The sequence below is a fragment of the Winogradskyella alexanderae genome, from assembly GCF_020166335.1.
Classification (GTDB): domain Bacteria; phylum Bacteroidota; class Bacteroidia; order Flavobacteriales; family Flavobacteriaceae; genus Winogradskyella; species Winogradskyella alexanderae.
The window spans coordinates 1-15,566 of record NZ_JAIUJR010000002.1 but is presented as its reverse complement, the minus strand read 5'-3'; the positions used below and the strand labels follow the sequence as shown (position 1 = coordinate 15,566).

15 protein-coding genes are annotated in these 15,566 nt (G+C 34.6%); 10 read left to right on the top strand and 5 right to left on the bottom strand.

All coding sequences use genetic code 11. The features are described 5' to 3' along the window. Positions 1-36: 36 nt before the first annotated feature. Both porQ and cmk read left to right on the top strand, forming a co-directional pair. On the top strand, positions 37-1,056 hold the full coding sequence (gene porQ / locus LBU54_RS03480; protein ID WP_224525974.1) for a type IX secretion system protein PorQ: 1,020 nt from the start codon (positions 37-39) through the stop codon (positions 1,054-1,056). Beyond that, entirely contained in the window at positions 1,056-1,757 is a 702-nt protein-coding gene (gene cmk, locus LBU54_RS03475; protein ID WP_224525971.1) for a (d)CMP kinase, read from the top strand. The genes porQ and cmk overlap by 1 nt, the downstream gene beginning before the upstream one ends. Positions 1,758-1,793: 36 nt before the next feature. Here cmk and LBU54_RS03470 read toward each other — a convergent pair whose 3' ends face one another. Beyond that, entirely contained in the window at positions 1,794-2,171 is a 378-nt protein-coding gene (locus LBU54_RS03470; RefSeq protein ID WP_224525956.1) for a LysM peptidoglycan-binding domain-containing protein, read from the bottom strand. A 194-nt stretch (positions 2,172-2,365) separates the two neighbouring features. On the opposite strand from LBU54_RS03470, the gene LBU54_RS03465 reads away from it, so the two are divergent. After that, positions 2,366-2,971, top strand: a complete 606-nt coding sequence (locus LBU54_RS03465; protein WP_224525954.1) for a hypothetical protein — start codon at positions 2,366-2,368, stop codon at positions 2,969-2,971. A 247-nt stretch (positions 2,972-3,218) separates the two neighbouring features. Then, positions 3,219-5,054: a 30S ribosomal protein S1 gene (rpsA, locus tag LBU54_RS03460; RefSeq protein ID WP_224525952.1), complete on the top strand. Its 1,836-nt coding sequence runs from the start codon at positions 3,219-3,221 to the stop codon at positions 5,052-5,054. A 76-nt stretch (positions 5,055-5,130) separates the two neighbouring features. Here rpsA and glgP read toward each other — a convergent pair whose 3' ends face one another. Next, entirely contained in the window at positions 5,131-6,774 is a 1,644-nt protein-coding gene (gene glgP / locus LBU54_RS03455; RefSeq protein WP_224525949.1) for an alpha-glucan family phosphorylase, read from the bottom strand. A 194-nt stretch (positions 6,775-6,968) separates the two neighbouring features. Between glgP and pyrR the strand changes: the two genes are divergently transcribed. From pyrR to LBU54_RS03425, 6 genes are all read left to right on the top strand, one after another. Continuing rightward, positions 6,969-7,508: a bifunctional pyr operon transcriptional regulator/uracil phosphoribosyltransferase PyrR gene (gene pyrR, locus LBU54_RS03450; RefSeq protein WP_224525946.1), complete on the top strand. Its 540-nt coding sequence runs from the start codon at positions 6,969-6,971 to the stop codon at positions 7,506-7,508. A gap of 24 nt (positions 7,509-7,532) precedes the next feature. Then, positions 7,533-8,456 (top strand): aspartate carbamoyltransferase catalytic subunit, encoded by a 924-nt coding sequence (locus LBU54_RS03445; protein ID WP_224525944.1) that lies wholly within the window; start codon positions 7,533-7,535, stop codon positions 8,454-8,456. A gap of 10 nt (positions 8,457-8,466) precedes the next feature. Continuing rightward, positions 8,467-8,799, top strand: a complete 333-nt coding sequence (locus LBU54_RS03440; protein ID WP_224525941.1) for a ribonuclease Z — start codon at positions 8,467-8,469, stop codon at positions 8,797-8,799. 3 nt (positions 8,800-8,802) lie between these two features. Beyond that, positions 8,803-9,711 carry a ribonuclease Z gene (locus LBU54_RS03435; RefSeq protein ID WP_224525932.1) on the top strand — a complete coding sequence of 303 codons (909 nt, stop codon included), beginning with the start codon at positions 8,803-8,805 and terminating at the stop codon, positions 9,709-9,711. Positions 9,712-9,753: 42 nt separating this feature from the next. After that, on the top strand, positions 9,754-10,401 hold the full coding sequence (gene pdxH / locus LBU54_RS03430; RefSeq protein ID WP_224525930.1) for a pyridoxamine 5'-phosphate oxidase: 648 nt from the start codon (positions 9,754-9,756) through the stop codon (positions 10,399-10,401). 197 nt (positions 10,402-10,598) lie between these two features. Further along, positions 10,599-11,096 (top strand): CAP domain-containing protein, encoded by a 498-nt coding sequence (locus LBU54_RS03425; RefSeq protein WP_224525928.1) that lies wholly within the window; start codon positions 10,599-10,601, stop codon positions 11,094-11,096. Positions 11,097-11,405: 309 nt separating this feature from the next. On the opposite strand, the gene LBU54_RS03420 is transcribed toward LBU54_RS03425, so the two are convergent. The 3 genes from LBU54_RS03420 to LBU54_RS03410 all read right to left on the bottom strand — a co-directional run. Continuing rightward, the gene (locus tag LBU54_RS03420; protein ID WP_224525915.1) at positions 11,406-13,310 is read right to left on the bottom strand and encodes an OmpA family protein; all 1,905 of its coding nucleotides are present in this window, start codon (positions 13,308-13,310) and stop codon (positions 11,406-11,408) included. A 12-nt stretch (positions 13,311-13,322) separates the two neighbouring features. Next, the gene (locus tag LBU54_RS03415; RefSeq protein ID WP_224525914.1) at positions 13,323-14,258 is read right to left on the bottom strand and encodes a PorP/SprF family type IX secretion system membrane protein; all 936 of its coding nucleotides are present in this window, start codon (positions 14,256-14,258) and stop codon (positions 13,323-13,325) included. Between the two features lie 9 nt (positions 14,259-14,267). Then, positions 14,268-15,566: gliding motility-associated C-terminal domain-containing protein (locus LBU54_RS03410; protein WP_224525911.1), on the bottom strand; the 1,299-nt coding region annotated here is incomplete at its 5' end.

The window sequence follows — 15,566 nt, the reverse complement described above, 5'->3', positions numbered from 1 at the left end:
TCGTTTTAAGATAGATTTAGTTATTTTGCAAAATCTATGAACAAAGGGATTACCAGCTTTTTTTTAATGCTATTTGCATTACCATTATTTGGGCAATTGGGTGGTGAATCTACATATCAGTTTTTAAATTTGGTCTCTTCTCCAAGACAGGCTGCATTAGGAGGTAAGATTATTACGAACTTTGATTATGATGTTACTGAAGCATTATATAATCCAGCCTCAATTAATGGTGAGATGCATAACCAATTAGCAGTTAACTATTCAAGTTATCTTGGAGGCATAAGCTATGGTACTGCTGCCTATGCATACACTTGGGACAGGCGCGTACAAACCTTTCATTTTGGAATAACCTATATAAATTATGGCACTTTTGATGGTTATGATGTTAATGGTGTTTCTACTGGTACTTTTAGCGGTAATGAGGCAGCAATATCCTTAGGTTATAATTACAATATTCCTTACAGTGATTTTTATATTGGTGCGAATCTTAAAATAATAACATCTTTATTAGAGCAATACAATTCCGTTGGTGGTGCATTAGATATAGGAATAATGTATATTAATGAAGATTTGGATTTTCATGCCGCGCTCACAGTACGAAATTTTGGCACGCAGTTTACTACATATGCTGGTCAAAATGAGCCACTTCCATTTGAGGTGAATTTTGGTATGTCCCAAACATTAGAAAATGTACCATTACGTTGGCACCTAACCCTAGAAAACTTACAACAATGGCCAATAGGTGTTGAGAATCCCGCTAGGGCCACGACAGATTTAGATGGTAATCAAACCCAAGAAAAGGTTAGTTTTTTCAATAATGCTTTAAGACATTTGATTTTAGGAGCAGAATTATTTCCGCAAGGTAGTTTTAGTTTAAGATTAGGTTATAACTTTAGACGGTCAGAAGAATTGAGAATTGTTGATCAAAGAAATTTTTCGGGTATTTCAGTCGGTGTTGGTTTAAGATTAAACAAAATAAGGTTTAGTTACACCCATGCAAGATACACGAGTGCGTCGAACACTAGTTTTTTTGGATTGCAAATAGACTTACAATAATGAGCAGAAAAATAATTATTGCAATAGATGGTTTTTCGTCAACTGGAAAAAGTACCATAGCCAAAAAATTGGCTCAGATACTTAACTACATCTATGTAGACACAGGCGCAATGTACAGGGCTGTAACTTATTACGCGCTTCAAAATGGTTTAATTGTAAATAAGAAACTAAAAGAAAAAGCACTAATAAATAAATTAGACGATATCAATATTTCCTTTAAGTATAATGATAAGTTAGGTTATGCGGAAGTTTATCTAAATGGGAAAAATATCGAATCTGAAATTAGAACTTTGGAGGTATCGCAATTTGTTAGTCCTGTTGCAACAATTTCTGAAGTAAGGCGGAAATTGGTACAACAACAGCAGTTAATGGGCAGAGATAAAGGTATTGTAATGGATGGCAGGGATATTGGGACAGTAGTTTTTCCGAATGCTGAATTAAAACTATTTATGACAGCTAGCGCGGAGACGAGAGCTAAAAGAAGATATGAGGAGTTACTAGAACGTGGACAAAATTTAAGTTATGATGAAGTTCTCGAAAATGTCACTTCTCGAGATAAAATAGATTCGACAAGAGAAGACTCTCCGTTGCGAAAGACAGAAGATGCGGTTGTAATTGATAATTCTAACCTAACAATTAATGAGCAAGTAAATTCCATTCTGGCTATGATTGATAGATTAATAAAAAAAGACCCTGCTTAATAAAGCAAGGTCCTGGTTGTTCTTTCAATTTTTATACTATAGGTTTGGTATAATCAGTTCTTGATCAGGATAAATTAAATCAGGATTCTTTAAAATATCAGAATTTGCCTTGAATATTTCTTTGTATTTCATGGCATCACCATAATAATGCTTAGCGATTTTACCTAATGTTTCTCCTGAAGCAACTGTGTGTCTAGCATAAACAGTTTCATCAGCAACTTTAATGTCTGCCATTATATCGCTTGGATTTTCGCCTCCTATTTCCTTGATTTTATCCCAAAGAAGGTTTTTCTCGTATTGAGTAGCTGCTGTACCCCAAACTTTTAATTTCCCGTTTGACTCTTCAACTTTACCGTTTTGAATATTTAACTCTTGTCCTAAGTCCAGTACCTCTTGGTATTTTGCCTTTACCATAGTTATATGATTTTAATTGTTAATAGTTATGTAAAGATATCAAATTTTAACACCAAATAATAAGATAGATTGCACCAATTTGATATACTATTAATTAGGACACAATTATTTTTATTTAGTCACCAAATCCAATAAATTTCGCTTTTCGGAGTTACCTATTTTGATTTATATTTACGATAAGAAAAATAACAACTATGAAAAAAATCATTTATTTTTTGTTGCTATTATCGCTAATCATTGTTTCATGTGATTTTGGAAATGATGATGGTCAACAAGAACCACCGGTTCAATCTACCATTAGACCAGATATCAGGGTAGAATTTGATGAAATATTAAATAGACCTCCTGGATCTGACATTACAGATTTGGTTGATTTTGGTCAAGAAAATGGTATTTCTTCTTCAGATTTTACTGTAGAATTACAATTTGGTCAAGAGTTAGTACTCGATCAACCAACGGTAGGCGTTGGTTTAAACCAAGGCATTCTATATTCTAGATTAGCCTTTTTTGAAGAGAATCCTGGTAATCCAGGAGTCTTCGATATTCCTGTAGATACGTTAAATTTGTATGGTTCGCTTTTCGATAAATCAGTGGCAGATCCTGGCTCAAGTAACTCGGTAGAGTTTCCGGATGATGATGACAGAAGCTTATCAAGTTTCTTAAATTTAGAAGTAATAGGTCAAGACAATACTGAAGATTTAGAGTATAAATATGAAATTGAAGTGGCCATACTAGATGACGGAAATGTTATTGGATACTACGTAATTGATCCAAAACTAATTATAAGAGCTAACGATTAGTAATATCAAAATCGTAAATAAGGCTTTGAAAGCAGATATCGCAGCTGCTATCAAAGCTTTGTTGTTTAATAGATATTCGGTTAAAAAAATGGCACCTGGTTTTGCAATAGTCTGATTTTATTGTACTTTTGCAGACCTTTTTGGCGGTCTTTGGAAAGAAAAAAGGAATTAAAATTAATTAAAATCACTTCTGCAACTTTTCCGCCACGCTTTCAAAAGATGTAGAATACAAATTTAAATCAGCGCAATGGCTGAAAAGAAAACAAAAAAAGCTGAAGTTGAAGCAACTGAAGCTACTACAGTTGAAGCTCCGGTAGTCTCTGAAGCTCAAGCAAATCCAGAAAAATTCTTAAAAGAGTTCGATTGGCACAATTACGAAGAAGGTATTGAGCAAGTTGCGGACAAAAAACTAGAAGAATTTGAAAAGTTAGTATCAGAAAACTTCGTAGACACTTTAGATGATGAAGTTGTAGAAGGAGAAGTAATTCACATTACTGATAGAGATGCAATCATAGACATCAATGCAAAATCTGAAGGTGTAATTTCACTTAATGAGTTCCGTTACAATCCGGATTTAAAGGTTGGTGATAAGGTTGAAGTATTAATTGATGTTCGTGAAGACGCAACAGGTCAATTAGTATTATCTCACAGAAAAGCTCGTGTAATAAAAGCATGGGATAGAGTAAACAAAGCGCATGAAACAGGTGAAATCGTAAATGGTTTTGTAAAATGTAGAACAAAAGGAGGTATGATTGTAGATGTATTTGGCATCGAAGCATTCTTGCCAGGTTCTCAAATTGATGTAAAACCAATTAGAGATTACGATCAGTATGTAAATAAAACTATGGAATTTAAGGTTGTTAAGATCAACCATGAATTCAAGAACATCGTTGTTTCTCACAAAGCACTTATCGAGGCAGACATTGAGGAACAAAAGAAAGAGATCATTGGTCAATTAGAAAAGGGACAAGTATTAGAAGGTGTTGTTAAAAACATTACTTCTTATGGTGTCTTTATTGATTTAGGCGGTGTAGATGGTTTAATCCATATTACTGATTTATCATGGTCTCGCATCAATCATCCAAATGAGATTGTAGAATTAGACCAAAAACTTAACGTAGTTATTTTAGATTTTGATGAAGATAAATCTAGAATTCAGTTAGGTCTTAAGCAATTGTCTAAGCATCCATGGGAAGCATTAGGCGAAACGGTTAAAGTTGGTGACAAAGTAAAAGGTAAAGTAGTTGTTATTGCTGATTACGGTGCTTTTGTTGAAGTTGCTGATGGTGTAGAAGGCTTGGTACATGTTAGTGAAATGTCATGGTCTACGCATTTACGTTCTGCACAGGATTTCGTTGAGGTAGGTGATGAGATAGAAGCTGTAATTTTAACATTAGATCGAGAAGATCGTAAAATGTCTCTTGGCATTAAGCAATTGACACCAGATCCATGGACTGATATAACAGCCAAGTATCCTGTAGGTTCTAAGCATACTGGTATTGTGCGTAACTTTACTAACTTCGGTGTGTTTGTTGAATTAGAAGAAGGGATTGATGGTTTAATCTATATATCAGATCTTTCTTGGACTAAGAAGATTAAGCACCCATCAGAATTCTGCAATGTTGGTGATAAACTAGAAGTTGTAGTATTAGAGTTAGACGTTGAAGGTCGTAAGTTGTCAATTGGACATAAGCAAACTACAGAAAATCCTTGGGATAAGTACGAAACAGAATTCGCGTTAGGAACGTCTCACACTGCCCCAGTGACTGAAATTGTTGACAAAGGAGCAACAGTTAAATTTAACGATGATATTGTTGCATTTATTCCGTCTCGTCATTTAGAGAAAGAAGATGGTTCTAAACTCAAAAAAGGTGAGGAAGCAGAATTTAAGATTATTGAATTTAACAAAGAATTCAAAAGAGTAGTTGCTTCTCATACAGCTGTTTTCAGAGAAGAAGAAGCAAAAATCGTTAAGAAAGCTGTAAAAAGAGCAGAGGCTCAAGCGGCAGAAGCTAAGCCAACATTAGGTGACGCCAATGATGCATTACAAGCGCTTAAAGATAAAATGGACGGAAAGAAATAATATTACTTTCTATAAATAAAAAAGGCCTTTCACTATGAAAGGCCTTTTTTATTGTTATACAATATGAGTTTTATTATCAATTGAATAGTTCTTTATAATATTGATCGGCCATCCTATGGCTTGAAAATTCAGGTAAAACATCACTAATCCCATTAAAAACAATTTCTTGCCATTTATGCGGTTTGTCATAATAAGTAGGCAGAACCTTGTTTTCGAGAATATCATACAAGTTTTCAGCATCGAGTTTATCCTGTTCCCAAACTGGCATTTTATAGTCTTGCTCGGGTAGTATAAAACTGTTTTTGTTATTCCGTTGAAACTCAGGTATCCATCCGTCGTTTATTGACACATTAACAGAACCATTCATTGCTGCAGACATACCACTGGTTCCAGACGCTTCGCGTGTAATGCGCGGTGTATTTAACCAAACATCAGATCCTTCTTTTAATTTTCTCGACAATCTCATTTCATAACCTATAAGTACAGCTAAATTTGGTCTGTACTTAGAATAGTGAACGAGTTTGTTAAAAATATCAATTCCTGAAAAGTCACGCGGATAAGGTTTTCCCGACCAAATTATCTGTACTGGATACTTTTTGTTATTTATAAGCCGTTCAAATCGTTCAATGTCATGTAATAATAAATCTGCACGCTTATACCCTGCAAATCGTCTGGCCCAAACAATTGTCAAAACCTCTGGGTCAAACAGTTTTTGTGTTTGGTCCAAAACATCTTTAAACAGTTCTGATTTTAACGCCTTTTTTCTATTTACAAAAGTGCGTTCCTTTTTATCTTCCCATGCTTTTTTGAGCTTCTTATCTTGCCAAAAATTTTGATTTTGTGCATTAGTTATGGGTACTATTTTACAGGTTCTATCGAAACCTTTCCACATGTCTTTAGACACCTTGGCATGTAACTTTGAAACCGCATTTGCCTTTTTTGCCATACGTAGAGCTGCAACTGTGTAATTTAGTTTGTTGCCGTTTACGATTTCTTGAGAAAGCTCTTCGTTTGATAGTTTACGCCCAAAAAAACCAAAGTTGTTTAAATAATTTGCATCTCGCTCTTCATTACCCGCTTTTTCTGGTGTATGCGTTGTAAAAACGAAATTATTCTTCTTAACACCTTTACTTTTTAAGTAGTAAAATGCAGGTAAGGCATGTCCTTCATTAAGATGATATTTGTCTGCACCTCCTAGAGCTTCAACAACTTTTGCGCCACCTATTCCTAATACAATACTTTGTGCAATTCTTGTATTTTCATTTGCATCGTATAATTTGTCTGTAATAGTGCGTGATAAGTGGTCATTGCCTTCTATATCTGTACTAAGTAAATAGATTGGCACACTACCAAATATTTCTGGTTTTAGAACAAAAGCTCTGACTTTTACATTTGGATTGTTATGTATTTTTACAGTGACTTCAATTCCAGTATCCTCTAAAAAATTATATGTTTTTTCGATAAAATCTGTTCTTAGCGTTTTATCCTTGTTTCGCGCTTGGTCATAGTAGCCATATTTCCAAAGCATACCAATTCCGATAACATTCTGCTTTAATTCAAAGGCAGATCTCATATGAGATCCTGCTAAAAAACCCAGTCCTCCAGAATAAATCTTTAGACCTTGATGGATACCAAATTCCATGCTGAAATACGCTACTTTGTTAGAGTATTTTTTATCAACTTTATAAGGGTGATACCATGTATTATATTTAGTGTTCATGTAGATTACTTTTTGGTTACAAAGCGCCAAATATAGTAATTACTAACCTACTTAAAATGTGATATTTGTCATTAAAATAATTTTATTTTAAGAATTATCAATGTCTCATAATTTAGTGGAGATTAATGAAGATTGTTTAATTTGATACTCAAATTATTTAACTTAACTTTGCCATACAAATGTTTGGAAACTAAATGAGTCAAAAAGTTTTACTAAACGCAAAAGAAGTCAGTATAATTCTGCACCGACTGGCTTGCCAACTCATTGAAAACCACGATGATTTTTCCGAAACAGTTTTAATTGGAATACAACCAAGAGGTAAGTATCTTGCCGACCGTTTGGCAAAAATGCTTATGGAGGATTATGGCATAAAGAATATTAAGCTGGGTCATTTAGATATTACTTTTTTTAGGGATGATTTTAGAAGGGGTGACAAACCTTTGGCAGCAAATACTACGGAAATAGATTTTATTGTAGAAAATAAGAATGTTGTATTTATTGATGATGTGCTTTATACAGGCAGAAGTATTCGTTCTGCATTAACTGCTATTCAGTCTTTTGGTAGACCGGATAATATCGAATTACTAACATTAATAGATAGAAGATTTAGTAGGCATTTACCAATTCAGCCAAATTATAAAGGAAGGCAGGTTGATGCTATAGATAATCAAAGGGTAATCGTGAATTGGATAGAAAACCAAGGTGAAGATGCAGTGTATTTAATTGATAAATAATACTGTAAATAGAAATAGAACATTATGAGTGAGTTAAGTGTAAAACACTTATTAGGTATAAAATATCTCAATAAACAGGATATCGAATTAATATTTGAAACTGCAGATCAGTTTAAAGAAGTTATTAATCGACCTATCAAAAAAGTACCTTCACTGAGAGACATAACAATAGCCAATTTATTTTTTGAAAACTCAACGCGAACTAAGCTCTCTTTTGAGCTGGCGGAAAAAAGACTTTCTGCAGATGTAATAAATTTTTCGGCTTCACAATCTTCTGTCAAGAAGGGAGAAACGTTGGTAGATACTGTTAACAATATTTTATCAATGAAAGTAGACATGGTTGTAATGCGTCATCCTAACCCAGGAGCTGGTGTATTTTTAGCCAAACATGTAAATGCAAGTATAATCAATGCTGGTGATGGAGCACACGAGCATCCAACTCAAGCACTTTTGGATACTTATTCAATAAGGGAAAAGCTTGGTAAAGTGAAGGGTAAGAACGTTGTAATTGTTGGCGATATTTTGCATAGTAGGGTAGCACTGTCAAATATCTACGCCCTTCAACTACAAGGCGCAAATGTAATGGTATGTGGTCCAAGAACACTCATACCAAAGTATATTAAAGAGTTGGGTGTAACAGTTGAAACCAATCTAAAGCATGCTCTAGAGTGGTGTGATGTTGCAAATATGTTGCGTGTACAGAATGAACGCATGGATATAAGTTATTTTCCATCTACAAGAGAGTACACCCAACAGTATGGAATAAACAAAGAGCTTCTAAACAATCTAGCAAAAGATATTGTTATTATGCATCCAGGCCCAATAAATAGAGGTGTAGAAATTACAAGTGATGTCGCGGATTCTAAGCAGGCGATTATCTTAGATCAAGTTGAAAATGGTGTAGCCATAAGAATGGCCGTAATTTATCTTTTAGCATCAAAAATATAGCAGTAGTCCTATGATAATAAGCAGAGACGGCAATATTACCATAATCACTCAAGAAAAAGGTTCAGTAAAAACACTTGTTAGTAATATAGAACAGGCTTATTATAAGTTCAAGAACGACCACATAATTGTAAATCTTACTAGTATTGGTAAAACCACATTAGAGGATATCGTTGAGTTTCTTCGTGTTAGTAATAAACATAGAGGTGATAAAAAATCTTTCGTTGTAGTTTCCGATAGAGCAGATTTAGATGAAATGCCAGACGAGATTGTTGTAGTACCAACTTTACATGAGGCCTACGATATCATTGAGATGGAAGATATTGAGCGCGATTTAGGTTTTTAATTCATGAGACTTACCATTTTAGGCTGCCATAGTGCCACTCCAAGAACTAATACCAATCCTACATCACAGGTATTAGAACTAAAAAACCATATGTTTCTTATAGATTGTGGTGAAGGTACTCAGGTAGAATTACGTCGGCATAAAATAAAATTTTCTAGAATAAAACATATTTTCATTTCACACTTGCATGGCGATCATTACTTCGGACTAGTGGGTTTAGTAAGTACATTTAGACTGCTGTCACGTGAAAATGAACTTCATATCTATGGGCCTAAAGGCATTAAGGAAGTTATAACCTTACAGCTTAAGTTATCAGATTCATGGACTAATTATCCATTAATCTTTCACGAACTTCAGTCAAAAGAATCCCAATTGATTTTTGAAGATGACAAGGTCGAAGTACATACTATACCTCTTAAACACCGCATATATACAAATGGATTTCTGTTTAAAGAAAAAATAGGCGAAAGAAAATTGGATATAAATGCAGTTCAAAAAGCCAATATTGATAAGGCATATTTTAGAAAACTAAAGCAAGGCGCTGATGTCTTTAGCGAGAATGGTAAATTAATAAAAAATAATGCCGTTACTCTAGATCCTAATCCTCCTAAAAGTTATGCCTATTGCAGTGATACTGCTTATGACGAATCAATTGTTCCAATAATTAAGAACACAGATGTACTTTACCATGAGTCCACGTTTTTAAATGTGAACGAAGATTTATGTGACCTAACAAAGCATAGTACAGCCGAACAGGCAGCAACAATTGCAAGAAAAGCGGATGTGAAAACGCTCATTTTAGGGCATTATTCAACGCGATATAATGGTTATGACCTCTTTAAAAAAGAGGCAAAACAAGTATTTGACAATGTACTCCTCGCACAAGATGGCAGGTCATTTGAGTTTTCTTAGCTTTTTTAGAATAATACAAAATTGAAGTATCTTCGCATAACTATGGAGAAAGATTTAAGTGATTACAGAAAAACATACGAAAAGGGAGAACTTCTATTAGAAAATGTCCCCGAAAATCCCTTAGAATTATTTAGAGACTGGTTTATCGAGGTAGATACACATTTTAATGTAGATGAAACAAATGCTATGACAATTTCTACCATTGGTTTGGACGGCTATCCAAAAAGTAGGGTAGTGCTGCTTAAAAAATATACCTATGAGGGTTTTATTTTTTACACCAACTATAAGAGTGAGAAAGGAAAAGCCATAGAAGTAAATCCTAATGTGTGTTTGTCATTTTTTTGGCATGCAGCAGAACGTCAAATTATAATTAAGGGTCAGGCAGAAAAGATAGCCGAAAATTTAAGTGACGGCTATTTTGAATCTAGACCGAGAGGTAGTCAGCTTGGGGCTATTGTTTCAAATCAAAGCGAACCAGTTGAGAACAGGCAAGTATTAGAAGATAAACTAAAACAACTCGAAGCCAATTATGAGGGTAAGGAGATTGAAAGGCCGAAAAATTGGGGAGGGTATATTGTAAGACCCACAGAACTTGAGTTTTGGCAAGGAAGACCTAATAGACTACATGACAGAATTAGATATAAGCTACAAGAGGATTTCAACTGGAAGATAGACCGTTTATGCCCATAATCCTTCGACATATTATCGACTAAAAGCAAATTTAATCAGGTGAAATACTTAAAATTTTGAATTTAAAGTGCATTTCATCGATTATTTGCAATAAATATCGACAAAATGCATGTTTTTTATCGATTTTAACATTTGTTTAACGTAAACAACATAAGTAGGCTTTTACTTTAGTAATCCCAAACTAAAATAACCTACTTATGAAAGCATCTAAAATACTGCCTTTCTTGGCTTTAGTGACATTTTTAGGCTTTACGTCTTGCTCTACTGAAACTGTAGCAGAAGATAGCATAAACTCCATTGAGGTCCCTGTTGCGCCAGAAGCGAAACAAATTGAAATTGAAATAATGGAGTTAATAAATCAACATAGAATTTTAGAAGGACTTAACCCATTAAACGATCATAGAACTGTAAAAGCAGTTGCTTTTACGCATACGGATTACATGATTGAAGTAGATAATGTCTCTCATGATAATTTCTTTCAAAGAAAACAAAGTTTACAGTCAAACGCATCGGCAGCTGTAGTTTCTGAAAATGTAGCTTACGGATTTAGTAATGCAGAATCTGTTGTTGGTGCTTGGTTAAACAGTCCTAGCCATAGAGAAAATATAGAAGGTAATTTTACCGATTTTGATATTTCTGCAGAACAGAACAGTGAAGGTAAATGGTACTTCACTAATATCTTTATAAAGCGTTAAACCGCTCAAAAAGTTGATTAATAGCAAGATTAAGCCACAGAAATGTGGCTTTTTTTTAACCAATAATTATAAGTGTTGACCTTTATCTGTTGAATATTCAAAATATCCAAGATTATTAGAACCTGTTATAGGTAATTATACGCTTTATTTTAAATGGAATTGATTTGAATTAGACAATATCTACAATTATATGCTTAAATTCATAAAAGTGGTCCTATGATGCGAAAAAAAGTATTGTGGGATAGGGTAAAAAAAAAGAGGAGGCAATTAATTAATTGCCTCCTCTTTTTTTATTTATAACACTAAAGCTTATTCTTTTACAATATAGAAGTAAGACCTTCTGTTCAACTGGTGTTCTTCTTCTGTACATTCAATTCTATTTGCACACTTATTAAGCAGTTGTGTTTCACCATACCCAATAGCGCTTTCAATACGGTCTTTACTTATTCCTCTAGAGATTATATAGTCACGTGTAGCTTTTGCCCGTCTATCGGATAGCTTCATGTTGTATCTATCACCACCGCGACTATCGGTGTGAGATTCAATTTTTATAACCATATCCGGGTGCTTTCTTAAAACATCTACAATATTCTCTAATTCATATTGTGCGTCTGTTCTTATATTCCATTTGTCAAAATCGAAGAATATTGGGTTGATTACAATTTGATTATCAATAATTAAAGGAACAAGATTTAAGTCGGCCTGATTCACTTTGTCATTTGTGTTATCCGCAGTTATAGTTTGTTTGTCTTCTTTGTAATCAAGTTTAGTTGCAACCACAGTGTAAGTTTGATCACAATCTACAGTAAACTCATAATCACTTTTATTTTCTGTGTTGAGCTCTTCAATGACCTTGCCCGTTTCATCTATTAGTCTGATGTTTACTCCAGTTAATAATGTCCCTGAGTCAAGATCTTTTATGGTACCAGTAATTATTTGTTCACACTCCGTGATGTTGAAACTATAAATATCGTCACCTCCTTTTCCATCTGGCCTATTTGACGAGAAATAGCCTTTTTCGGTTTCCGAATCTATAAAGAATGCAAAATCGTCATAGCCACTATTATAGGGCGCACCTAAGTTTTCTGGTTCTTTGCGTTCACCTTTGAGTTTATTAGATTTAAAAATATCCAATAATCCAAGGTTTAAATAGCCATCTGACGAAAAATAAAGCGTATTGTCTTTAGCAACAAAAGGAAACATTTCGCGACCTTCAGTATTAACCATTTCTCCCAGATTTTCAGGCTCACCGTAGGTCCCGTCCTCATTAATGCTCACCGCGTAAATGTCAGTTTGGCCCAGACCGCCTTCGCGATCAGAAACAAAATATAGTGTTTTATTGTCTGGGCTTAAAGTTGGGTGTCCTGTAGAATAAATTTTATCGTTAAACGGAAGTTCTTCTACATCCGTCCACTCATTATCGATACGTGTAGCCTTATAAATTTTAAGATGAACAGTACCTTTTTTATCATAAGCTAATTTATTCCTTTTGGTAACGTTGTCTCTGGTAAAATACATGGTTTTACCATCATTGGTAATAGCGACTGAAGCCTCATGAAAATCAGTATTAATATTATCTGAAGATATTTTTGAAACGGACCCATATGTTGTAGCATTAGCCGTATCTGAAACAGAAATTTGATACAAATCTAAAAAAGGTTCCTTATTCCAGCTGTATACTTCACCATTATCGCTTCTTGCTGAGGCAAAGTATAAAACATTATCTTTTATATAAGCACCAAAATCTGAATTTTCAGAATTAAATGGTACATTTTCAACATTTACAACAACTTCGTACTTTGTTGTTAGCATATTGTAAAGGTCTACTTCATCTGGGTTATAACCTTTTAATCTGCTGTCACCTTGTTGAATAAGACTAAGTTCTTTAAACCATTTATCTGCCTCATCGTAATTACCAATGCTTCGAAGGGATTGTATATATTTAAATATGTACTCTGGTTCAATTTGCTTATGTTCTTTCAACGCTTCACCATACCAATAAGCGGCTTTATCGGACTCTGAATTATTGTAGTAAGCATCACCTAGTCGAGTTAAAATATGGGCACTGTTATCACCTTTTTCAACTGCTTTTTCATAAAGTTCAATAGCTTTATAGTAATTAAAATTCTCAAAAAACTTGTCGGCCAACTTCTTTTGCGCAAAAGATAACGAACAACTTAACGTAAGAATGAGAATTGATATTCGTGTTTTCATAATGCGATTCTTTTAGAAGTATCTTGGTGATTTAATTCGTTTACTTTTAAAGACTTCAAACATAAGAAGTACTTCGTGGGTACCACTCGTATATGGTCTAATATCAGAAATTGGGTATTCATAGGCATATCCAATCCTTAATTGTTTTGACACTTGGAAATCTGCGATTCCGCCAATGGCAGCAGCAGATTGATTAATCCTGTATCCTCCACCTATCCAGAAGGTTTCATTAAACAAAAAGTTCGCTGAAATATCAAAGGATAAGGGTGCACCATTTGTAGCTTTTAACAAAACAGAAGGTTTTAACTTAGTAGTTTCGCTCAAATTAAGGACAACACCACCAGTAAAATAGTAACTAACACGCTCCAAGGCGACATAGTCAATATTTCCACTTCCACCATTATTATAATCAGTATTAAGTATCCTTGGTGCAGAAAGGCCCAAATACCACATTTGTGAGTGCCAGTAAATACCTGCGCCAACATTTGGACTCCAACGGTTTGAAACATCATTAAAAAATGGATCATTTACAACAGATGGATCATTTAAGAGTTCTTCATCCAAACTATAATGAGTAAAACCACCCTTGATACCAAATGCTAATTTTGAATTCACACCGGTCGGAATTGTATATGAAAAATCACCATATATATATGAAAAATTTTCATACCCTAATTTATCGTTAATAAAAGATAGACCTAATCCAACCTGTTCATTACGCAAAGGAGAATGAAAGGAGAGGGTTTGTGTTTCAGGACCACCTTCTAGACCAACCCATTGACTTCTGTGCAAACCAACTGCACTAAAAGTTTCCCTACTTCCTGCATATGCCGGATTTATGGAGATGGTATTAAACATGTATTGTGTAAACTGTGGCAATTGCTGTCCAAATGAGGCAGAGATACCCAGTAAGAAAACTACAATACTTAAAAATCTATTCAGTTTCATCGGTTAAGTTTATTTATCTGTTGCTACATAGATAGGACCAGCAAAAGGTTCCAATCCACTATTTCTTAAATTAATAACGTAGTAGTAAGTTCCTGTTGGGACTTTTCCAGAACTTCCTACCGCAGAATTATGAGAGAATCCATTCCAATCATTTTGATAATTATTTGATTCAAATATTTTCGCTCCCCATCTATTGAAAATTTGCAATTCTATTACAAATCCACATTCTTCTACACCTGTTATTGTAAAGAACTCATTATAGTTGTCGCCATTGGCCGTAACTGTTTTCGATATAACAACATTGTCCTTACCACATGCCAAAACAACACAATCGTCATCAATTGTAAGATTTACTTCAACTTCTTTTGGACAAGGTCCTTCAGTAATTGAATACATAAATGTATACATACCTACTTCCACAGATGATGGATCAAAGAAACTGCCGTTCAATGAAGCATTACCAGAGACCACACTCCATGTACCATTCATATCAAAATCACCAGATAGTAAGTCAAATAAGTCAAACTCTGCATCTAGAATACAACGCGTACTGTCAAATGCATTAATAACATTACTTATCTCTACAATAACATTTTGAGTGAAAATTGCTTCATTTCCACAATCATCTACAACAGTCCAGGTTCTTATAATTTCATAATCTTCAAAGTCGTTTGCTTGAGTTGAGACCTCCTCAAAAGTTACTTGAATGTCTGTTGAGCAGGCGTCTTCAAACACTAATTCTGGAACCTCAGGAATATCATCACATGCAACTGTAACGTTCTCATCAAAAGGTGTTACTAATGCTGGTGGTGTAGTATCTTGTACTGTGATAATTTGCGTATGTACAGTCGAATTATCACATGCATCAGTAGCAGTCCAAGTTCTAGTGATTATGTAATCACCAACACAAGCACCATTATCAATTATTTCTTCAAAAGTTACTTCTACATTGCCACAGTTATCTGTTGCCAATAATTCTTCTGCATCAGGAACTGCGTCACATTCTACTTCAATATCATTTGGCAAATCAGATGTAAAAGTCGGCGCAGTAGTATCCACCACGGTAATGGTCTGAACAAGTGTCGTGTTGTTGTCACAGGCATCGGTCAAAGACCATGTACGCGTGATTATTGATTCGTTATCGCAAGCGCCATCAGCAATGCTGTCGGTGTAGACGGCATCCAGTCCAGTCGAACAGTTGTCCGCTTCGTCGGTTACGTCACCGGTAATGGACAGATCCGTTACGTCCACGTCACATTCCACGGTCAGGTCACCAGGAACAGTAAACGTTGGCGCAGTAGTATCCAC